Source organism: Flagellimonas allohymeniacidonis (assembly GCF_004296335.1).
Lineage (GTDB): Bacteria > Bacteroidota > Bacteroidia > Flavobacteriales > Flavobacteriaceae > Flagellimonas > Flagellimonas allohymeniacidonis.
On sequence record NZ_SGIU01000002.1, the window covers coordinates 1,433,521 to 1,454,267 of the forward strand.

17 protein-coding genes are annotated in these 20,747 nt (G+C 42.6%); 11 read left to right on the forward strand and 6 right to left on the reverse strand.

From position 1 onward, the window contains the following. Positions 1 to 36: 36 nt before the first annotated feature. The 7 genes from trmB to EW142_RS15055 all read left to right on the forward strand — a co-directional run bounded on the left by trmB (position 37) and on the right by EW142_RS15055 (position 4,704). A complete protein-coding gene (trmB, locus tag EW142_RS15025) occupies positions 37 to 705 on the forward strand; it encodes a tRNA (guanosine(46)-N7)-methyltransferase TrmB (protein WP_130615244.1) in 669 nt (222 codons plus the stop codon). Between the two features lie 3 nt (positions 706 to 708). Beyond that, positions 709 to 1,338, forward strand: a complete 630-nt coding sequence (locus EW142_RS15030) for a LysE family transporter (protein ID WP_130615246.1) — start codon at positions 709 to 711, stop codon at positions 1,336 to 1,338. After that, entirely contained in the window at positions 1,338 to 1,661 is a 324-nt protein-coding gene (locus tag EW142_RS15035; RefSeq protein WP_130615248.1) for an MGMT family protein, read from the forward strand. Before EW142_RS15030 ends, EW142_RS15035 begins: the two co-directional genes overlap by 1 nt. Before the next feature lie 147 nt (positions 1,662 to 1,808). After that, positions 1,809 to 2,948, forward strand: coding sequence for an Mrp/NBP35 family ATP-binding protein (locus EW142_RS15040; RefSeq protein WP_130615250.1), 1,140 nt, complete (start codon positions 1,809 to 1,811; stop codon positions 2,946 to 2,948). A 2-nt stretch (positions 2,949 to 2,950) separates the two neighbouring features. Further along, complete coding sequence (locus EW142_RS15045) at positions 2,951 to 3,190, forward strand: NifU family protein (RefSeq protein WP_130615252.1); 240 nt, start codon at positions 2,951 to 2,953, stop codon at positions 3,188 to 3,190. 67 nt (positions 3,191 to 3,257) lie between these two features. Continuing rightward, a complete protein-coding gene (locus tag EW142_RS15050) occupies positions 3,258 to 4,316 on the forward strand; it encodes an NAD(P)/FAD-dependent oxidoreductase (protein ID WP_130615254.1) in 1,059 nt (352 codons plus the stop codon). A 55-nt stretch (positions 4,317 to 4,371) separates the two neighbouring features. Then, the gene (locus EW142_RS15055; RefSeq protein WP_130615256.1) at positions 4,372 to 4,704 is read left to right on the forward strand and encodes a 2Fe-2S iron-sulfur cluster-binding protein; all 333 of its coding nucleotides are present in this window, start codon (positions 4,372 to 4,374) and stop codon (positions 4,702 to 4,704) included. On the opposite strand, the gene EW142_RS15060 is transcribed toward EW142_RS15055, so the two are convergent. Continuing rightward, a complete protein-coding gene (locus tag EW142_RS15060; protein ID WP_130615258.1) occupies positions 4,701 to 6,440 on the reverse strand; it encodes an ABC transporter ATP-binding protein in 1,740 nt (579 codons plus the stop codon). The genes EW142_RS15055 and EW142_RS15060 overlap by 4 nt on opposite strands. A 129-nt stretch (positions 6,441 to 6,569) precedes the next feature. On the opposite strand from EW142_RS15060, the gene EW142_RS15065 reads away from it, so the two are divergent. After that, entirely contained in the window at positions 6,570 to 7,628 is a 1,059-nt protein-coding gene (locus EW142_RS15065; protein WP_130615260.1) for a TPM domain-containing protein, read from the forward strand. A 78-nt stretch (positions 7,629 to 7,706) separates the two neighbouring features. Further along, positions 7,707 to 9,872 carry an acylase gene (locus EW142_RS15070; RefSeq protein ID WP_130615262.1) on the forward strand — a complete coding sequence of 722 codons (2,166 nt, stop codon included), beginning with the start codon at positions 7,707 to 7,709 and terminating at the stop codon, positions 9,870 to 9,872. A 1-nt stretch (position 9,873) separates the two neighbouring features. Here EW142_RS15070 and EW142_RS15075 read toward each other — a convergent pair whose 3' ends face one another. Further along, the gene (locus EW142_RS15075; RefSeq protein ID WP_130615264.1) at positions 9,874 to 10,515 is read right to left on the reverse strand and encodes a hypothetical protein; all 642 of its coding nucleotides are present in this window, start codon (positions 10,513 to 10,515) and stop codon (positions 9,874 to 9,876) included. 129 nt (positions 10,516 to 10,644) lie between these two features. Next, positions 10,645 to 11,541 (reverse strand): metallophosphoesterase family protein, encoded by an 897-nt coding sequence (locus EW142_RS15080; protein WP_130615265.1) that lies wholly within the window; start codon positions 11,539 to 11,541, stop codon positions 10,645 to 10,647. A 116-nt stretch (positions 11,542 to 11,657) separates the two neighbouring features. Between EW142_RS15080 and EW142_RS15085 the strand changes: the two genes are divergently transcribed. Then, on the forward strand, positions 11,658 to 14,030 hold the full coding sequence (locus tag EW142_RS15085) for a GAF domain-containing protein (RefSeq protein ID WP_130615267.1): 2,373 nt from the start codon (positions 11,658 to 11,660) through the stop codon (positions 14,028 to 14,030). Between the two features lies 1 nt (position 14,031). On the opposite strand, the gene EW142_RS15090 is transcribed toward EW142_RS15085, so the two are convergent. Further along, a complete protein-coding gene (locus EW142_RS15090; RefSeq protein WP_130615269.1) occupies positions 14,032 to 15,225 on the reverse strand; it encodes a Pycsar system effector family protein in 1,194 nt (397 codons plus the stop codon). A 52-nt stretch (positions 15,226 to 15,277) separates the two neighbouring features. Here EW142_RS15090 and EW142_RS15095 point away from each other — a divergent pair, with 52 nt between their 5' ends. After that, the gene (locus tag EW142_RS15095) at positions 15,278 to 18,988 is read left to right on the forward strand and encodes a metallophosphoesterase (RefSeq protein ID WP_130615271.1); all 3,711 of its coding nucleotides are present in this window, start codon (positions 15,278 to 15,280) and stop codon (positions 18,986 to 18,988) included. Here the strand turns inward: EW142_RS15095 and EW142_RS15100 are convergent. Beyond that, a complete protein-coding gene (locus EW142_RS15100) occupies positions 18,985 to 19,851 on the reverse strand; it encodes a hypothetical protein (protein ID WP_130615273.1) in 867 nt (288 codons plus the stop codon). The genes EW142_RS15095 and EW142_RS15100 overlap by 4 nt on opposite strands. Beyond that, positions 19,844 to 20,746, reverse strand: a complete 903-nt coding sequence (locus EW142_RS15105; RefSeq protein ID WP_130615275.1) for a GyrI-like domain-containing protein — start codon at positions 20,744 to 20,746, stop codon at positions 19,844 to 19,846. Before EW142_RS15105 ends, EW142_RS15100 begins: the two co-directional genes overlap by 8 nt. Position 20,747 lies beyond the last annotated feature (1 nt).

Genomic DNA, 20,747 nt, shown 5'->3' on the forward strand with positions numbered 1-20,747 from the left:
GCCAAAACATTAAATTTTCGCAAGTCCTAGTACCCCATGGGAAGTAAAAACAAGTTAAAACGGTTTAAAGAGAATGAGTCATTTCCAAATGTGCTCCAACCTACTCGGGAGGAGGTAATCAATGGTTTTCAATGGAAAGGAAAATGGAAAAGCTTCTTTAAAAATGACCATCCTATTGTTTTGGAGTTGGGGTGTGGTAAAGGTGAATATACGGTAGGCTTGGCTGAACAAAATCCAGAGAAAAATTACATTGGCATTGACATCAAGGGCGCCCGATTTTGGAAAGGTGCAAAGTCCGCTTTGGACCTGGAGTTGAAAAATGTAGGCTTTCTTCGTACACAAATTGAATTGGTCGACCTGTTGTTTGACAAAGGCGAGGTCGATGAAATCTGGATTACCTTTCCCGATCCACAAATCAAATACAAACGCACCAAACATCGACTAACCAATCCAATCTTCTTGAAAAAATATGAGCAAATTTTGAAACCGGGAGGGGTTGTAAATCTAAAGACCGACAGTGAGTTCATGCATGGCTATACCCTCGGTCTGTTGCAAGGACTGGGGCACGAGATTATGTATTCGAACCATGATGTATATCGAAACGAGGGAAGCCCCGCCGAGGTTCTGGAGATAAAAACATTTTATGAAAATCAGTACCTTGAAGATGAAAAACCAATAACCTTCTTAAGGTTTAGGCTACACTGACCAATGACACACTTACTTACGCTTTTTTTTGCAACTTTTTCTGCCGCATTCATGGCTACCGTACCACCAGGTTTGCTCAATATGAACGCCGCCAAGACCAGTGTGGAAAAGGGGAAACTAAATGGGGTCATATTCAGCTTGGGAGTTTCCTCCATGATCATGGTGCAGGCTTATATTGCGGTTCTCATTTCTAAATTCCTGTATAACAATCCCGAGGTGATCGATATGTTACTGAAAGTAGCGTTGGGAGTTTTTGCTTTTTTTGCCATCTATTTTTTTGTGACTGCGAAGAAAAACAAAAAAGGAGGGATAAAATCGGTGAAGGTCAGCAAGAAGAACAGTTTCTTCAAAGGCATGTTGCTGGCTGCCTTAAACCTCTTGACCATTCCTTACTATAGCGGACTGAATGCCATGTGGAACGGCGCTGGATGGATTAAATTTGAAATAACAGATATTCTTACCTTCGTTTTAGCTGCGGGGTTGGGGACCTTTTCTGTGCTCTATTTGTACACCTTTTATTTCAATAAATTGGAAACCAAAACCAATCGGTTCTCAAAAAATTCCAATTACATTTTGAGCGTTTTGATGGTAATTCTTTTGGTAATAACCTTATTCCGGATATTCTACAAATAATGGAGGAGCCCAACTTTTTTGATAAAGTGTATGAAGTCGCCAAGCAAATACCTTATGGCCGGGTAACCTCTTATGGGGCCATTGCCAAATATTTGGGGGCCGCCCGAAGTGCTCGAATGGTGGGCTGGGCCATGAACAATTCCTTGGCAAAGGAAGTCCCCGCGCATCGCGTTGTGAATCGGGTAGGTGTGTTAACAGGAAAACACCATTTTGACGGTACCAATCTCATGCAACAACTTTTGGAAAATGAAGGTATCGAGGTACAAGACAATCAAATTGTTGATTTTCAAAAATTCTTTTGGGACCCTGCCAAAGAGCTATAGCTGATTCAGAACTTTCAACAATTTCTTGGAATAACCTAAGTCAATCCCATCATCTTCATTTTCAATGACCAAACTTTCCTTTGTTACCACTAAGGCGTATCTTTGTTATTTATAATCAGTTTAAACGACTGGAAAGCAAAAGAGTTCATGAAGCTGAGTAAAACAGACGTACTAAAGGCCTTGGAAAAGATTTCAGCCCCTGGTGAAGGTCAGAATATGGTGGAGAGCGGTGCGGTGACCAATGTGCAGGTGTTTGGCGATGAGGTAGAGGTGGATGTCACCATCAAAAACCCAAGTCTTCAGGCCAAGAAGAAGACTGAGGTTGAGATTTTAAAAATCATCCATCAAGAAGTCTATCAGAAAGCCAAAATAAAGGTGAACCTTAAGGTGGACGCTCCGGCGAAACCCAAGGTGAACCAAATCAAGGGAAATCCCATTCCAGGAATTCAAAATATCATCGCAGTTGCTTCCGGAAAAGGAGGAGTAGGGAAATCCACAGTGACGGCAAATTTGGCGGTTACCTTGGCAAAAATGGGTTTTAAAGTTGGTCTTTTGGATACCGATATTTATGGACCTTCCATGCCCATTATGTTTGATGTGGCCATGGAGAAGCCCTTGTCGGTGAACATTGATGGTAAGGCAAAGATGAAACCCGTGGAAAATTATGGGGTCAAGTTGCTTTCCATCGGGTTTTTTACCCAACCCAATCAGGCTGTGATTTGGAGAGGCCCCATGGCTTCCAAAGCCTTGAATCAAATGATTTTTGATGCCCATTGGGGAGAACTCGATTTCCTTTTGTTGGATTTACCTCCTGGAACGGGAGACATCCATTTGAGCATCATGCAATCCCTACCGGTTACCGGAGCAGTGGTGGTAAGTACCCCACAAGAGATTGCCTTGGCCGATGCGAGGAAGGGTGTTGCCATGTTTCAGCAGGAAGCTATAAGTGTTCCAGTTTTGGGAATTGTGGAGAATATGGCCTATTTCACGCCAGCAGAGCTCCCCAACAACAAATATCATATCTTTGGTAAGGACGGAGCCAAGAATCTTGCTGAAGACTTAGGGGTACCTTTTCTGGGAGAAATTCCTTTGGTACAGAGTATTCGTGAGGCAGGGGATGTAGGTAGGCCCGCTGCCCTGCAAACAGCCACGCCTACCGAAGAAGCTTTTGAGGAGTTGACGAAAAGTGTAGTAAGCGAATTGGTAAGACGGAATACGGCCTTACCTCCTACAGAAGCGATAAAAATTACGACCATGGCGGGATGCGCTGCCATAAAAAAGAAATAAACATGACTTCTGACGAAATAAGAATCAATGTGGAAAAAGCTTTGGATGAGATACGACCCTTTCTCCAAAGTGATGGCGGTGACATATCTTTGGTTTCAATAGATAATGGCAGTTCCGTGAAAGTAAAGTTGGAAGGCAACTGCATCGGATGCAGTGTCAACCAAATGACCTTGAAGAGCGGAGTTGAAATGACCATCAAAAAATATGTGCCCCAAATCGAAGAAGTGATCAATATAAGTTAGGCTGATAATTGTCATAATCCCTTCGCATGGCAAGCTGTAAGTTGCACCTTCCTAAAGAACTTTTTGGATGATTAAAACCGATATTTTGATTATTGGAGCAGGACCTACGGGTCTTTTTGCTGTTTTTGAAGCGGGCCTGTTGCAACTCAAATGCCATTTAATCGATGCACTGCCCCAACCTGGGGGTCAATGTGCCGAGATTTATCCCAAAAAACCCATTTATGATATCCCTGGTTTCCCAGAGGTTTTGGCCGGAGAACTGGTGGACAACCTGATGGAGCAAATTAAGCCTTTCCAGCCTGGATTTACCCTCGGCGAACGGGCAGAGACCATTGAGAAGTTGGACGATGGGTCTTTTATTGTTACTACCAACAAGGGAACAAAACACCAGGCGCCCATTGTGGCCATCGCAGGAGGTTTGGGGAGTTTTGAGCCTCGCAAGCCCCAGTTGAGAAACTTATCGCAGTTTGAAGATAAGGGAGTGGTGTATATGATTCGGGAACCTGAGGTGTTTCGAGATAGAAAGGTAATTATTGCCGGAGGTGGTGATTCTGCTCTTGATTGGTCCATCTTTTTGGCCGATGTGGCGTCAGAGGTGACTCTTGTGCACCGTCGAAATGAATTTAGAGGTGCCCTCGATTCCGTTGAAAAAGTACAGCAACTCAAAAATCAAGGTAAAATCAACCTCATTACACCGGCAGAGGTCGTTGATTTGAAGGGAACAAACAAACTGGAGGGGGTGGTCATCAAAAAAACAGATACCTCCGAAGAAATCGCATTGGAGGTGGATAATTTTATTCCCTTGTTTGGCCTGTCACCGAAACTGGGACCCATTGCCGACTGGGGATTGGAAATTGAGAAGAATGCCATTAAAGTTGACAATACTTTGGACTATCAAACCAATATTCCAGGGATTTATGCCATTGGCGATGTTAATACCTATCCCGGAAAGTTAAAATTGATTTTGTGTGGTTTTCATGAGGCAACCTTAATGTGCCAAAGTGCATATCAACGTATTTTTCCGGATAAAAAATATGTAATGAAATATACCACGGTCGGTGGCGTTACAGGATTCGATGGAAGTAAGAAAGAGGCACCAAAAGCTGTGGTTAAAGCCATTGATTAAAGATTCAAGTAAGGATTGTATACATTTGCGGACTTTAGAGATGTTATACGTTTGAATGAGCGACATTAAAGTAAAAATTACCGACCGTGAGGGTGTACTGCACGAAGTGGATGCCCCTACCGATATGAATATGAACCTTATGGAGGTTGTACGTTCCTACGAGTTGGCCCCCGAAGGTACGATTGGCATTTGTGGCGGTATGGCCATGTGTGCTTCCTGTCAGTGTTATGTAAAATCTGAACATGCGCTTCCTGAGAAATCGGATGACGAGGAAGCTATGCTATCCGAGGCATTCTTTGTAGAGGACAACAGCCGCTTGGGCTGCCAAATCCATATGACCCCTGAACTTGATGGGTTGGAAGTAGAATTGGCACCAGAAGAGGCCTAAATCCTTGCTTGATAGGTAAACAGATTGTAATATCTGCCCTCGGAAGCAATCAGTTCATCGTGTGTGCCCTGCTCGGCAATTCTTCCATTTTCAATCACCAAAATTTGATCGGCCTTTCGAATGGTACTTAGGCGGTGTGCGATGACAAAAGTGGTTCTTCCTTTGGTCAATTCGGCCAAACTCTTTTGAATCAAAGCTTCAGATTCAGTATCCAAACTGGAGGTGGCCTCATCCAAAATCAAAATCCTAGGGTTGGCCAAAACAGCTCTCGCAATCGCGATACGTTGGCGTTGTCCTCCAGAAAGTTTCACCCCGCGTTCGCCAATCAAAGTGTCCAATCCTTCATCGAAGCGATTGGTAAATTCATCAACGTAAGCAGCTTTTACTGCCTTTTGCAATTGTTCCTCAGAGGCATTGGGCCGCGGGAAAAGAATATTCTCCCGAATGGTTCCTTCAAATAAAAAATCATCTTGAAGAACGACCCCCAAAAATTGACGAAAACTGGTCAAATCAACCTTCGCCATGTCTTTTCCATCAATGGTGATTCTTCCAGAATCAGGATTCAAAAAACTGGCCGCCAACCCGGCGATGGTCGATTTACCCGACCCAGAACTGCCCACCAAAGCTATGACTTCTCCGGAAGCGGCGCTAAAACTCACATTGTGCAATACCTCCTTGTCCTCTTCGTAAGCGAAAGAAACATCTTCAAAGGCAATATCACCAACAATTCCGTTTAGTTCGATGGTTCTTTGCGTATTGTCCGCTTCAGCGGTCTCATTCATAAGCTCTTCAGTACGATCCAATCCTGCCAAGGCTTCGGTCAACTGACTTCCAATATTGCTCATCTGAACAATGGGTGCTACCATTAAGGCCAGCAAAAAGGTAAACTCAAAGTATTCACCCGTAGTCAATTCCCCTTGAATCATTTTATAGCCTCCGTATCCCATCATAATTCCGGTGGTGGCCAGTCCAAGTAGAAAAGTGGAAGAACTGGTCATCACGGCCGTGGCGGTCAAGCTCTTTTTCACATTCTCATAAAGACGCTGCACCCCACCTTCAAAGACCTCAGCTTCTTGCTCTTCCGCATTGAAACCCTTAATAACGCGAATCCCACCTAGGGTTTCGGTAAGGCGTCCTTTTACCTCTGCATTGATTTTACCACGATCTCGAAAAACAGGACGTATAATTTTAAAGGCCTTTAGTGCAATCACTGCAAAAATGGCGAGAGGAATTAAGGTCAATAGGGTCATGGTCGGACTGATTCTTAGAAGTAAGATAAGGGAAACCACGGCGGTAATGGTCCCACCCACCAGCTGCACTAGTCCGGTACCGATTAAATTGCGAACACCTTCAACATCGCTCATTATTCGCGAAACCAAGGCCCCAGATTTTGTATTGTCAAAAAAACGAATGGGTAGGGAAAGCACCTGTTTCTGAACCTGTGCCCTTAATTCGGAGATCATATACTGCGCCTGAATGCTCAACACTTTGGTCAGAAGAAAGGACATGACAGCCTGCACCAAAAAAGACAGAATGACCACAATGACGAGAATCCTGAGAAAATCAAAGTCTTTATTGGGGATGATTTCATCCAAAAAATAGCGCAGGGATACGGGTGCAACAAAACTGGCCGCTTTACTGATAACAATCAGCAATAGCCCAATGAAGACCAAACCTCTTCTAGGCCAAATTATGGTCTTGAACGCCTTTAAAATGCTTACCTTTTTGTCCGCCATTTGATTTTTTTGAAAGAAGACGCAAGTTAGTCCAAATTTAAACACCTAAAACCACATAAAGCACTCATCAATTAGTATGAAAGACAAACAAATTACATAGTACCTTTATTTGACTTTTTTGACCACCAAATGCTAAAGAAGACCATTTTCTGTTTATTTCTGATATGGGTTGTATCGCTATCCGGGCAGGAAAAATACATCCAGTTCCGAGAGATTGTTACTGACAGCGCTCAAATTCTGACCGAGGAGCAGCTGACCCGCCTACGTGTAAAACTAACCGAATTTGAGAAAGCAACAACAAATCAGTTGGTGGTACTGACTATCGAGAAGCTTCCCGCTGAAACCATAGAGCAGTATGCCAATGGCACCTTTAATCAAAACAAACTGGGCCAGAAAGACAAAGACAATGGCATTTTGATTGTTTTTTCAGAGGCTGATAGAGAGGTAAGAATTGAGGTGGGGTATGGATTGGAATCCTACATCACCGATGCTGTGGCTTCCCGAATAATTCGGAATACCATGATTCCCGAATTTAAGGAGGGACGCTATTACGTTGGACTGAATTTGGCCACGGACCTTATCATGAAGCTTTTAAATGATCCTGAGGCGCTTGAAGAGTTTAAACAGGAAATGGAAGGAGAAAACCAAGGCTTATCAGGGGGATTAAAAATTTTTGTTCTGCTCTTTCTGTCTGTATTTATTGCAGCGGGAGGATTCATTTTTTACAAGACCTATTCCAATATTGTTGAGGTGTTTCGGGGTATTTTTATTGGGAAACTTGGGGTGTTGCCTGGCCTGCTGATGGCTGTTTTCGCTTTACTTCCCATACTTTTCTCTTCGGTGTTCATTGTAATGCCCTTGGTATTTGCGATTTTGTTTTTGGATGTTGGGATTGACCTTTCACAGTACGAATACTTGTTGGATGAACCTTCATGGTTACTCTATGCTCTTGCAGGTTTTATTGCATTGACCATCATTTTAGCACTTCTAAAGATTTCTATTAAAGGGAAGGAAGACTTCAAGCTCTCTTGGTTCAAAAGCGATAAAAAATATGTATCGAAAACCTTTTCTTCGGGAGGCACACATTCCTTCGGTTCAAGTTCTGGCTCTTCGTTTAGTAGTAGTTCGAGCAGTTTTTCAGGTGGTGGAGGCAGTTCTGGCGGAGGAGGCGCAAGCGGAAGTTGGTAAAGGGTAACCTGTGGTTTAAGCCACATCGCTTCACCCATATTATTTTTATCTTCACGGCACATTCTTAAGACAAAGCATATGAAAAATTTGGCGCTGATTTTCTTGTTGGGCATGGCTTCCTGTGCAACAAAGGAAATAACCGAAGTTGAAAAGTGGCAGGCACAAGCCGAAAATATTACCATTATCCGAGATGATTTTGGGGTTCCTCATATTTACGGAAAAACCGATGCCGATGCAGTTTTTGGATTGCTGTATGCGCAATGCGAGGATGATTTTAACCGGGTTGAGCAAAACTACATTTGGGCCATAGGCCGATTGGCCGAGGTGGAAGGCGAAGAGGCCCTTTACAGCGATTTGCGTGCCAGACTTTTCATGACCAAGGATGAAGCTATTGCCAACTATGAAAAAAGCCCAGATTGGCTAAAAGAACTTTGTGATGCCTTTGCTGATGGAATTAATTATTACCTGCATACCCATCCCGAAGTAAAACCCAAGCTATTGACCCGATTTGAACCTTGGATGCCCTTTTATTTTAGTGAGGGCAGTATTGGTGGCGACATCGAACGAATTTCAACCCGAGGTATTAGGTCGTTTTACGAAAGTGCTATGACGGTCCCAGAGATGGAGGCTTATGAGCTCAAGAAAGAAAAGGAAATGGCAGAACCTCAAGGCTCCAATGGCATTGCGATATCTGGAAAACTGACCCAATCGGGCAACGCTATGCTATTGATCAATCCCCATACCTCCTTTTACTTTCGAGGAGAGGTGCATGTGGTAAGCGAAGAAGGTCTCAATGCGTATGGGGCGGTAACCTGGGGTCAATTTTTTGTGTACCAGGGATTCAATGAAAAAACAGGGTGGATGCATACGTCTACTTATACCGATGTTTTGGATGAATTCAAGGAAACCATCGTAAAGAATGAGGATGGACTGTTTTATCAGTATGGGGAAGAGCTAAGACCTGTTAAGGTAAGTGAGGTAACTCTTGAGTACAAAGATGGCAAGGATTTAAAAGAGAGAACCTTTCCCCTGTACCATACACACCACGGACCAATAACCCATTTGGAAGGAGGCCAGTGGACAGCTTCGTCCATGATGTGGGAACCGGTTAAGGCGTTGGAGCAATCCTATATTCGAACCAAACAGGAGGGATATGACGGATTTCGCAAGATGATGGATATCCGAACCAATTCCTCCAACAACACGGTTTATGCCGATGCCGAGGGGAATATTGCCTATTTCCACGGGAATTTTGTCCCCAAGCGGAATACCATTTTTGATTTTACCCAACCGGTAGATGGTAGTAATCCCAAAACAGATTGGCAGGGATTGCATACGGTCGATGAAAACATCTTGATTTTAAACCCTCCCAATGGCTGGATTCAAAACTGCAATTCCACACCTTATACGGCTGCCTTGGAATTCAGTCCCAAGCGAGAAGATTATCCAAAGTATATGTCACGGGACCAAGAAAACTTTCGGGGGGTTCACGCCATTGAACTGCTCACAGGAAGAATCGGTTATACGCTCGACAGTTTGATTGCCTTGGGTCATGACCCTTATTTGCCAGCTTTTGAAGCCTTGCTTCCAGACTTGGTCGATGCCTTTGATAATAACCCGTCCTCCGAATTGAGGGAGCCTATTGAGGTTTTAAGAAATTGGGATTACCGCACCTCAAAGTCTTCTGTGGCCATGACATTAGCCCATTATTATGGAACGCTGTGTTATCAAAAAGCGGCAAGACCTGAAGGGTTGTACGCGATGCAATTGGTAAAGTATTGGGGAAGTGATTCTCCGGATTCGGAAAAATTGCAATTGTTCAAGGAAGTGGTGGAAGGGCTAACCGAGGATTTTGGCACCTGGAAAATGCCTTGGGGTGAAGTTCACCGGTATCAGCGCCTCAATGGAGATATACGTCAGGCTTTTGACGATGACAAGCCCAGTATCCCGATTGGTTTTGCCAGCGGACGTTGGGGGGCTTTGGCGGCTTATGGTGCTCGGTATGACAATAACACAAAAAAAATCTACGGAACCCGGGGCAATAGTTTTGTTGCGGTTGTTGAGTTTGGAGAAAGGGTCAGTGCCAAAACGATATTGGCAGGAGGTCAAAGTGGGGATCCCAATTCCCCACATTTTGATGACCAAACCCAACGATATGCTGACATGGAGTTTAAAGACGCTGCGTATTACAAAGAGGATGTACTAAAGCGTGCGAAAAGAACCTATAAACCTGGGGAGAACTAGATTATTCCTCTTCCTTTACGACGATAAGGCTCGCTTTGGAACCCGTAGAAAGGTTCCATCGATTGTTGTGGATCACTTGCCCCTGTTCATCTGTAATAACCACTTGTGCAGTGTTGGGGCCAGAAGTACCTTGGTTCAAAGCTTCGAAATCGAGGCGGTTGAATCCTTGCACCAAATCAATATTTACTCCTTTAAAGCTACCTGTTAGCAAAATATTGGGTTCGATGACCACTCCGTTGAGATATATTTTAACCCGATCTCCGTCCACATACTCATGGTCACGGCATACAATTCCCACAAACTTGGCATTGGTTTTTACATCTCCCAAATATTGGTCTCCAAAATGTTTTTTGGACCCTTTTTTCTCTTTTTCGCCAACTTTGGGGTCGATGACGAGATCGTGTCCCGCTTGGAGCAACTCTCTATCCGGAAGCATTTTCACCCCAGGATTATTGCTATTTGAGGACAAATTTTCATCAATTACCGAGGGAATACGCAGTGAAGTTCCCTGATTACTGGTCTTAATGTCCAGATTGTTCCGCTCACCCACCTTTAGGGGACGGGTGGTAGGAAGATCACCTTGGGCTTGGATGGAAACCAGACCCAAAAGGAAAAAAGCTATTAGGGAAATACATTTTTGCATAGCAATTCGGTCGTTAGCCTATCCTAAAGTTAACAAATACCTTGCCACTCAGTTAATAAAAAGGCGTTAAATCGTTAAAACGCTGTACTTAAATTCAGCTTTTTTCGACGAAAAGGATGCCCACTTTACTTATTCCAAAATATAGTCAACCAACTTTTCAGGTCCTTCCAATAGCATCCTTACGATTTGAAGGGTACCATCGGTCTTGGTAGCGATTTGCCATTTGATCAATGAGATTTTGCCATTTTCGATTTCAATGCCCGTAATGCTGCGAGGATGCACGCAACTACCATCATTAAAAAAGGGGATTTGACCGGGTTCTGGAAATCTGGGGCGATGGGTATGGCCCGCAATGGTTATTCTGAGCTTGTTCTTTACAATCCAACGTTTGATTCTTCGTTCAATTCGTATGAGTTCCTTGTAGTTTTTGGCTGGGCTGGTAGGATCTGCTATTCCTACCACTTGCAAAGGTTTCCAAAGGACTCGAACCAAGAATCTACCAATTCGCCAGCATACATAATTCCACCAATCGGCTTGGTGGCCATGGGTGCAAAATAGTTCTTGACCTGTTTCGGAATGTTTTAAAATTATGGCCTCGTGATATGTGATTCCGTCGAAAAGGGATTTATCCATTCCATCAATAGGCTCAAAATAGTGGGTAAGGTGTTTGTTGACATAATCTTGGTCTCGATACACCATATCATGATTGCCCCAAAGCATATGAAGCCTTTTATCCAAATGAAATTGTCGAAGCAGTTGAAAGACATTTTTGTGGGCATCAAAAATCGATTCAAAGGTCAGATTTTCCCAGAGCTCATCCCCATCTCCCAATTCGCAATATTGAAAGCCCTGGCGATAGTAGTGGTTGAGAGCATGAAAATAGATGTTTCGGTTATTGGCAAAATCATCTGCAAAACTGTTATCGCCCCTGTGACAATCGCTGAAAAGAATAAATTTGGACGAATCATCAAATGGAATAACCTTGGCACTTTGGTAGGCCCTATCAAGTCGTTTGTGCGATGACATTCTCAAATTTTCTTAAATATCTAAAAAAAAGAGGGCAATAACATAAAGATTCCCTTAACAAAGGCACATTTTTACTTTTTGTAACTTTACGGGCTCAATCTCGTCTAACTCCTTGTATGATGCACGACTACAACCTAGAAAGTCCAATGATTCAGCTGGTGAGTTTCAATAAGTTATTGGAACACTATGATAACCAGTTGCATAACAAGGATAAACATCTTTCCGACCGTGCCAAGCACGTCTTGGAAGCACAGGCTCCTTATCCTGAACTAAGGGAAGGCTTTGACGATATACGGCTATTGGAGAAACACAAAGGCGTCATTAGGACCATACTGGCGGACACCTTTTCACCTGTACTTACCAAAAATGAGATAAAAACGGCCTCCACTCCTTTTGAAAATTTGGTATTCAATTCTTCCGAGCGCTTTCAAAATATTTTGAAAGCGGCTGGCGATGGTTTTGAGTTGGAGATCAGGAATTTGCCCATGGAGATGAACTACATCATGAAGGCCACTGTTATCCTGAATTTCTATTATGGTTTTAAAATGGACTTCAAGCGTCCGTTCTTTTACGATATACCAGATGCCAATGGCATAATGCGGCATTATCGCATCTTGTACAATGCCGATTTCATGGAGATCATTCCGACTGAAAAGTCCAAAGAGCTTACACAAGATGATGTGGATGAGCTATTGGAGAATTTTGATGATATTGAACTTTGGAAGGAAAAGATTCCACCCAATAGTTTTATCTCCAAAGGATTTGTGATATGCAATATGTTCGATGTCACAGCTGAGCACTCCATTTCCGAAATAAAATCCACTTTGATTGGCAGCAACAAAAGGAGTAACGAAAACTTTATGGACAGTTTTCAAGATACCTTTCGATCACTGTTCAACCTTAGGAATATTAAGGTAGGGTTTGCTGGCTATGACTCCGGCACCAATCGTTTTTTGAAGATATACGGCAAGGGAATTGAAAGTTTTCTCTTGAAAGGTAAGGAAACCGAATCTTGTGATGCCATGCTTTGTCAAGGTTCATATAAAAGTCTATTGACCGAGAATACCTATTTCACCATATCCAATGTTGAAAAGTATTTCGAAAAATCTGGAGGAGCCCAACCTTACAAAAACCTTCATGAACAAGGAATAAAAAGTGCCATCTTGGCGCCAATTGCAGATAACGGAACACTTTTGGGTGTACTCGAGCTGGTTTCAGAAACTGTAAACGAACTCAATAGCGTCAATGCCAATAAGTTGGAGGATGTGATGCCCTATATCATATCCGCAGTGTTACGTTCCATTGAGGAAGAAGAAAACTTGGTGGATGCCATTATTCAGCACGAATGCACCACCGTACATTCTTCGGTATATTGGAAATTCCAGGAAGAAGCCAAAAAGTTTATGGCCGATGAACTTATTGGAAATCAGCCTATTTTTAAGGAGATTGTTTTCAAGGAAGTATACCCGTTATATGGTCAGGTAGATATCAAGGAATCCTCCAAACAAAGGAATCTTTCCATACAAAGAGATCTTATGATCCAACTTTCTGAAATTAAAGGGGTTCTTGAAAATACCGTTGAAAAATACCGACTGCCCATTTATGAAGAGTTAATATTTAGGGTGGACACCTATTTGGAGGAGGTAGGTGAAGCACTCTATACCCATACGGAACAGGCTATTTTTGATTTTGTAAAAGAAGAGGTCAATCCAGTCTTTGAACATTTAAAGAAGATGGACAAAAACCTTGCAGGGTTTGTTGAGACCTATGAGGCTCAAATAGATGAAACCACCGAGTCCTATTACGATCACCGTCGCAACTATGATGAGAGTGTAATGGAGGCAAATATGCAATTGGCGACTCTGTTGGACAAGAAGCAAATGGAAGCCCAGGAAATGTTTCCACATTATTTTGAGCGGTACAAAACCGATGGCGTCGAACACAATATGTATATCGGTAGTTCCATTGCCCATAACCGAATTTTTGACGAGCTATATCTTAGCAACTTGCGATTGTGGCAACTCCAGGTTATGTGTGACATGGAAAACAGATACTATGCGCTTAAACCGAAATTATCCGTAAAATTGGACGTCGCTTCCCTAATTTTGGTATATAGCACGCCCTTGGCGATTCGTTTCCGGATGGATGAAAAGCGTTTCGATGTGGACGGCACATACAATGCGCGATACGAGATTATCAAAAAGCGAATTGATAAATCATACATTAAAGGAACCAATGAGCGCTTGACCCAAAAAGGGAAATTGGCTATTGTTTATTCCCAGCGTAAAGATGAGAAGGAATATCTGCGATATATTAAATTCCTAAAGGCTAAAGGCTATTTTACGAACAATATTGAGGTAGTTGAGCTAGAAGGATTGCAAGGGGTTACAGGCCTTAAGGCCATAAGAGCGGAAATTTTGTACACCAAGGACAAAAAGTCTGAGCGCACCTATACCTATGATGATTTAATGGAAGAATTGAAAGCCTAGGCTAGAAGGTCATTCGGTCGGGTCCAAAAAACCGGAAAGCAATTCCGAATGCGATTACAGATACAATCATACCTACCATAAAAATGTTGTAGGTAATCCTTAGAATTTTGTATTTCTTATTCAGTACTAGACCCAGAAAGTAAAGATCTTTGGTCAATGAGGAATACACATAGTCTTTGTCTTTGACCAATTCTTGGAGCGCCCACTCGTAATCATCTAAATCCATTTTGTGAAAATTCCCAAAAAACAACAAGTTGACTTTCTTTTGTTCAACATCTTTTTTGGTGAATTTTCCACTGGTGACGTTTGGTCGGGTGGCCAATATGGACAATACCATGGAAACCACGCTAAAAACAATGAATATCAAGGTCGGATAAATGAGATAGGTATTGGAAGGATTATCCAGCTTCGGGATTAAGTTTGCCAATACCAGGGAGATGATAATCGCATTTACCGATAAAAGAATGTTGGCTTTGGTGTCGGCAATGTCACTGAGCTTCAAGTGGTTTTTTAAGGTTGCGCGATATAAGGTTTGTACACTCCTATCGGGACTTTCACTTTTATATTTCGCTTTCAGGGCCTCTTTTTTGGCTATCTCCTTTTCAGCTTTTTTCTCCTTAATGAGCTGTTTTAGATTGCGTTCCTTGCCTTCTTGCCAGTTTTCAAGAGCATAGTCGGTGTAGAATCGGTGTTCATCCCGAAACATTTTGATGTTGGCATCACGCCATTCCTTATTGGAATATTGGGCAATGTCCAATTTGTCCAATTCCTCCTTTAAATAGTCTGTGGTCTCCCAATAGCTTTTTTGTGCAAAGTGGGAGGCATCGGCATCCCTGATGATTTCTTCTTGAAGCTTGGTGGGTTGATGATAGCGTTCGGTTGCCATAATCCACGAAGAAACATCCTTGATTGATACTTCGTCATATCCGTTTTCCTTTAAAAAGGTCTCTGCAATCTCGCAACTGCCTTTTTCATGGTTATCAACTCCTTTGGAGTACCCCGTATCGTGGAACCATGCCGCTAACAATAGCTTTTCATCTTCAGAATCCCCAAGGCTGTGATTGTTGAGCAATTCTTTAGTACTTTTAACTACGCGTTGGGTATGTCGCAAATTGTGGTACAGGAATCTTGGGTCAAGTCGATTCTGCAAAAGATCAGATACAAAGCTTTCCGCTTTTTCAACAATTTCAGACATAGCTCTAAATTAAAAATCCAAAATACGAAATTTTGGAATCAACCTCAGAATTATGAAAAGACAAGGCTTCATCCTTTTTCTGCTTCTCTTGCTATCGGCCTGTGCAACCTACAAAGCAAAATACAGCGAACCAATCCAAACCAATATCGCAGATACGAAGAAAGAGATTGCCCATACCTTCTACCTCATAGGAGATGCGGGTAAATCGCCCATGGGAACATTGAATCCAACTCTTAAGCTTTTCAAGGAAAAATTAGATCAGGCCAGTGACCAAAGCACGGCTATTTTTTTGGGTGACAATATTTATCCTGCCGGCTTGCCTGACAAAAAGAAGGATGCGGAGGGGTACAATACCGCCAAAAATCATTTGGATGCCCAACTGGCAACTCTGGAAAACTTTAAGGGGCAACCGATTTTTATCCCGGGAAACCACGATTGGTATGCAAATGGTCTAAAGGGATTGGAACGACAAGAGGACTACATAAAAAAAGCTTTAAAAGATAAAGATGCCTTCCAACCCAAGAATGGATGCCCCATTGAGAAAATCGAAATCAGTGATGAAATTATTATAATAGCCATAGACACCGAATGGTACCTGACCAATTGGGACAAGCACCCTACCATCAATGACGACTGCGAGATAAAGAGTAGGGGAAGGTTTTTTGAGGAATTGGAGAGCCTGATCAAAAAGAATGTTGACAAGACGACCATTATTGCCATGCATCACCCCTTGTTTACCTATGGTTCGCACGGAGGATATTTTTCGTTCAAACAAAATTTGTATCCCAGTAATGGCAAAGTACCTTTACCTGGGATTGGATCATTGGTCAATTTGCTTAGAAAGACTTCAGGGGCTTCCACTACCGACCAGCAGAACAAAATGTACACCTTTCTTAAAAATAGGATTGCTACGCTTGCCCAATTTTCTGATAAGGTGGTTGTTGTATCCGGCCACGAGCATACATTACAGTATATAGTTGAAAAGAACATCCCACAGATTGTCAGTGGCTCAGGAGCCAAGACCGGTGCGACACGTCTTTTAAATGGCAGTAAGTTTTCAACCGGAAAAACGGGTTACGCTGTTTTAAAGGTCTTTACCGATGGTTCTTCCCATGTAAGTTTTTATGGGGCCGATGCAACTGAGGAACTGTTGTTTCAGTCCGAAGTGCTCCCTCCGAATAAAACAGGAAAGAAAGCGGCTTATGATGATGAGTTCCCTGCTTTTAAAACGGCATCCATATATCCCGAAGAGCTAATGGATAAAAGCGGATTTCACAAATGGCTTTGGGGAGAACGGTATCGAAATTATTATGGGATCAAGGTAAAAGCTCCCACAGTGCGTTTGGATACCCTTTATGGAGGACTCACCGTGGTACGAAAGGGAGGAGGCAACCAATCTAGCTCCTTGCGATTGAAGGACAAGGATGGGAGGCAGTATGTAATGCGTGCTCTCCTAAAAAGCGCAGAGCGTTATTTACAAGCGATAGCTTTCCAAGAACGGTACATTATCGGTAAGTTTGAGGACACCTCTATAGAAAGACTACTTCTGGATCTGTATACTGGTGCACACCCCTATGCCCCCTTCACCGTAGGCACCCTTTCAGATGCCGTGGGCCTATATCATACCAATCCAAAACTATTTTATATACCCAAGCAGTCTACCTTAGGGGATTTTAATGGTGAATTTGGGGACGGTTTATATATGATTGAAGAGCACGTGTCCGATGGACATTCTGATCTAGAGAGTTTTGGCAAGACCAAAAAAATTGAGAGTACATATGATCTTATTACTAAACTCCGAAAAGATGAAAAGTACGAACTGGATGGGACTACCTATGCGAGGGCCAGACTTTTTGATATGCTCATCGGGGATTGGGACCGCCACGTGGATCAATGGCGCTGGGCTGAATTTGATGGAGAAAATGGTAAAAAGATTTATCGACCAATTCCAAGGGACCGAGATCAGGCCTATTCGCAATGGGGTGATGGATTCGTTATAGGATTTGGTTCAAGAGCAGTGCCGGGCCTCAAGATTTTTGAAGGTTTTGGTGAAGAAATCAGGAGTGTGAAGGGGTTTGCCTCTTCACCACGGACCTTCGCTCTGGATATGGCCTTATTGTCCAAGACGGATAGGGACACATGGGTAGAGCAGGCCAAGTTTATTCAAGAAAACGTAACGGAGGAGGTAATTGATAAGGCACTTTTAGAGTTTCCGGAAGAAGTGAGGGATGAAACTGTTGACAAAATCAAGAAAACGCTGCTCTCTAGAAAAAGAAACCTTGTGGAAACTGCCAAGGAATACTTTGGCGTAATCAATAAGTACAGTGTGGTAACTGGGACTGATAAAGATGATTATTTCGACATCACTTCTTTAAAAGATGGGAGTCTTGAGATAAGGGGATATCGCATCAAGGGCGGAGAAAAGAAAGATCTGTTTTTTGAGAAAATCTATCACCCAGAGTTCACCAAGGAGGTTTGGGTATATGGTTTGGATGACGATGACGTTTTCGATGTGAACACCGCAACTTCCAAAATAAAGATTAGGATTGTTGGAGGACAGAACAACGATGTCTACAAAATTGATGGAAAAGCCAAAAAGGCGCACATTTATGACTTCAAGGCCAAAAACAATACCTACGATGAGGCTTTCGGTGGTTCGGTACATCGCCTGAACGATTATGATACCAATACCTATGAATTCTTGAAAATAAAGGCTAGCAACAACATGTTGTTACCGTTATTGGGCTTTAATCCCGATGATGGTTTTAGTATTGGTGTTACCGATACCTACACCTTTAATGGTTTTCGGCAGAATCCATTTACCCAACAGCATACCTTTAATGCAGGATTTTATTTTGCCACCAGCGGTTTTGATTTGGGTTACAATGGAGAGTTCGCGCATATTTTTGAGAATGTAAACTTGGAACTAAATGCTAGGTTCACAAGTCCGAATTTTGCCATCAACTTCTTTGGATTTGGTAACGAAACCGAAAATAATGATGACGAAGAAGAACTGGAACTCGATTTTAACAGGGTAAAAATTCGAACTATAAAATTTGCACCTTCCCTCGTTTGGAGGGGACGACTTGGATCAAAAGTGAGAGTAGGGGCCTCCTATGAAAACTTTGATGTGGAAGAAACAGGGGATCGTTTTATTGAAGGCTTTTTTACAGATGCCGGACGTGACACCCAGCAAGACTTTTTTGGTGTTGACGCGGAATATGGATATTCCAATGCAGATAGTGAAGCCTTCCCTACCCTGGGAATGAGTTTTTCCTTGCATGGAGGGTACAAAACCAATCTAAGTGATTCCGGAAGGGCCTTTGGGTTCATTATACCCAGTTTGTCCATAGATCATAAGTTGTGTTCGAATGGTAGACTGGTGTTGGCCACTAAGGTTAAGGGGCACTTTAATATTGGAGATGATTTCGAGTTTTATCAAGGGGCCAGTATCGGAGCCAACAACGGCTTGCGTGGATTCCGTTTTCAACGATTTACGGGAAAAACGGCCTTTTACCAAAATACGGATCTTCGATTGAGCTTCAGGAGTAGGAAGGCAGGATTTTTACCGGTTACCCCTGGTGTTTTTGGTGGCTTCGATTATGGAAGGGTTTGGTTTCCCGGGGATTCTTCGGATAAATGGCACAATTCCGTTGGTGGTGGTTTCTTTGTGAATGGCGCTGATATATTATCCGCGAACATTGGTCTTTTTAACAGTGCCGATGGACTGCGGTTTGCCTTTGGGTTGGGCTTTGGCTTCTAATCTTTTTTTAGGGTATACGAGTATAGATTTCTTCCTTTGGTTTTTGATTGTTCGTCAGCAATTAGGAGGGTACTGTCATTCACAAAACAAATAGACTCTTGTTGGGTACGGTGGAGCACATCTATGGTCTCCAGTTTACCTTGGGAGAAATCGTCCATAGAAAAATCGGTATACAACCAGATAAATCCTGAGCCAAGCAACACAATTTTAGTGCCATCAGGAGAGATATCCGCTGCGGTGACCGAACAAAATTGACTGTCCGTGCATGTGACCAGTTCGCCAACACGCTGTGCAGCATATTTTCCTGGAGTATCCGGAACCTTGTAAATATAGGCCCTGCCGTTATAAGGCCTTGCTCTGTTTTTGGTAATGAGGTACAACGAGCTTCCATGATGAAAAAAAGCCTCACAATCGTAGTATAAACCTGCTTTTTTGGGTGGAAATTGGTTTTGCTCGGGATAGCGGAATTCTATTTTTTCTGCATCTATTTTATCCCCTTTTTCTGTATCGGGATTGGGTACTTTGTAAATTACCAGGTCCTTTCGGTAGTTTCCATTATTTCCAAAGTCGCCGATAAAGACATCACCATTTTGGGCTCTGGCCAAATCCTCCCAATCTTCGTTACCTGCATCCTTTACCTTAAGTTCCTGAATCAATTTACCTTTCAGGTTTATCCGGTAAAGCCGGTCTTTATTCCCATTGTCTTCAATAATCCAAGCCGTATTGTTCTTTCCTGGGATAATTCCGGAAACTTCACTCAACTTGGAAGGTAATTTTCCTAAATATTCCAAATCTCCATACCATGGGTTTTGGGCACATGCCTGAAATACAACAAGCCCAATAAGTGGCAGGATTTTATTCATTTTCTGGTTTGATGGGCATATAAATTTCTGCTTTCCACTTTAGTTCGTCACCTCCGTTATGGGGACTGTTGTAGAAAACCTCAACTGGGGTGTTTTCCACCGTAATGTTGTTTCTTTTGGCATAGTCCAACAGAGCATACCACGCGCGGTCGGAGGTAATATAATTGCCATTGTATTCTGCCTTAAGCGCTTTCTTTTTAAACATCCTCTTGTACTTGATGTCGCTTCCAATGGGCAATTTTTCAGAACGAATGATGGGTTGGGCAAAATTGTAGTAGATGCTATCCTTCTCTTGATCCCAGTGAGTGACCTCAATCATCGGAAGCCCATCAAATTCTGCACCATTTGCAATAAGCTCGCCTGTGAGGTAATTAAAGTTTTTCATCATACCGCCAGCTTTTTGAAACTGACTGACCTTCAAGGGTATATAGGCCAAGTATTTTGTGGGAACCTCATCTTCGCCTAGTATTTTCACTTTGAATTTTTTGGTATGATCTTGCAGGTTTTCGATAAAATCCCTGACCGTTTTTCTACCTCTTTTCTCAAAATCGGTATCTGAAAAAGGCACATTCAATTTATTGGATAAACTATGGTTCAAGTCCTTAATGTCCACAGTAACCTTGGAAGTGGAATCGTTAATAGGTTTAATGTGCCATTGGTAACTGTGGATGGAGTCTCCAAACTTCACTTTTTGTGTCAAATGATAAATGTCTCCATCTTGCTGTATTTTGGCCTCGGTGTCCAAAGTCTTGTCCCAGAGTTTCAAAGTTTGATTTATGGCCCCCGGGAAGGTCTTTGCGGTAAATCGAATGGTATAATCTGAAGGTTTAATGAACAAATACCATACAAGTGCCCCAATTACAACAAAAAGAGCACCATACACTATTTTCTTCATA

Coding starts and splice junctions, on each gene's coding strand:
- EW142_RS15060 (WP_130615258.1), bottom strand. CDS start 6,440: ATGGCGGACAAAAAGGTAAGCATTTTAAAGGCGTTCAAGACCATAATT.
- EW142_RS15100 (WP_130615273.1), bottom strand. CDS start 19,851: ATGAATAAAATCCTGCCACTTATTGGGCTTGTTGTATTTCAGGCATGT.
- EW142_RS15050 (WP_130615254.1), top strand. CDS start 3,258: ATGATTAAAACCGATATTTTGATTATTGGAGCAGGACCTACGGGTCTT.
- EW142_RS15035 (WP_130615248.1), top strand. CDS start 1,338: ATGGAGGAGCCCAACTTTTTTGATAAAGTGTATGAAGTCGCCAAGCAA.
- EW142_RS15085 (WP_130615267.1), top strand. CDS start 11,658: ATGATGCACGACTACAACCTAGAAAGTCCAATGATTCAGCTGGTGAGT.
- trmB (WP_130615244.1), top strand. CDS start 37: ATGGGAAGTAAAAACAAGTTAAAACGGTTTAAAGAGAATGAGTCATTT.
- EW142_RS15105 (WP_130615275.1), bottom strand. CDS start 20,746: ATGAAGAAAATAGTGTATGGTGCTCTTTTTGTTGTAATTGGGGCACTT.
- EW142_RS15080 (WP_130615265.1), bottom strand. CDS start 11,541: ATGTCATCGCACAAACGACTTGATAGGGCCTACCAAAGTGCCAAGGTT.
- EW142_RS15055 (WP_130615256.1), top strand. CDS start 4,372: ATGAGCGACATTAAAGTAAAAATTACCGACCGTGAGGGTGTACTGCAC.
- EW142_RS15065 (WP_130615260.1), top strand. CDS start 6,570: ATGCTAAAGAAGACCATTTTCTGTTTATTTCTGATATGGGTTGTATCG.
- EW142_RS15040 (WP_130615250.1), top strand. CDS start 1,809: ATGAAGCTGAGTAAAACAGACGTACTAAAGGCCTTGGAAAAGATTTCA.
- EW142_RS15030 (WP_130615246.1), top strand. CDS start 709: ATGACACACTTACTTACGCTTTTTTTTGCAACTTTTTCTGCCGCATTC.
- EW142_RS15045 (WP_130615252.1), top strand. CDS start 2,951: ATGACTTCTGACGAAATAAGAATCAATGTGGAAAAAGCTTTGGATGAG.
- EW142_RS15075 (WP_130615264.1), bottom strand. CDS start 10,515: ATGCAAAAATGTATTTCCCTAATAGCTTTTTTCCTTTTGGGTCTGGTT.
- EW142_RS15090 (WP_130615269.1), bottom strand. CDS start 15,225: ATGTCTGAAATTGTTGAAAAAGCGGAAAGCTTTGTATCTGATCTTTTG.
- EW142_RS15095 (WP_130615271.1), top strand. CDS start 15,278: ATGAAAAGACAAGGCTTCATCCTTTTTCTGCTTCTCTTGCTATCGGCC.
- EW142_RS15070 (WP_130615262.1), top strand. CDS start 7,707: ATGAAAAATTTGGCGCTGATTTTCTTGTTGGGCATGGCTTCCTGTGCA.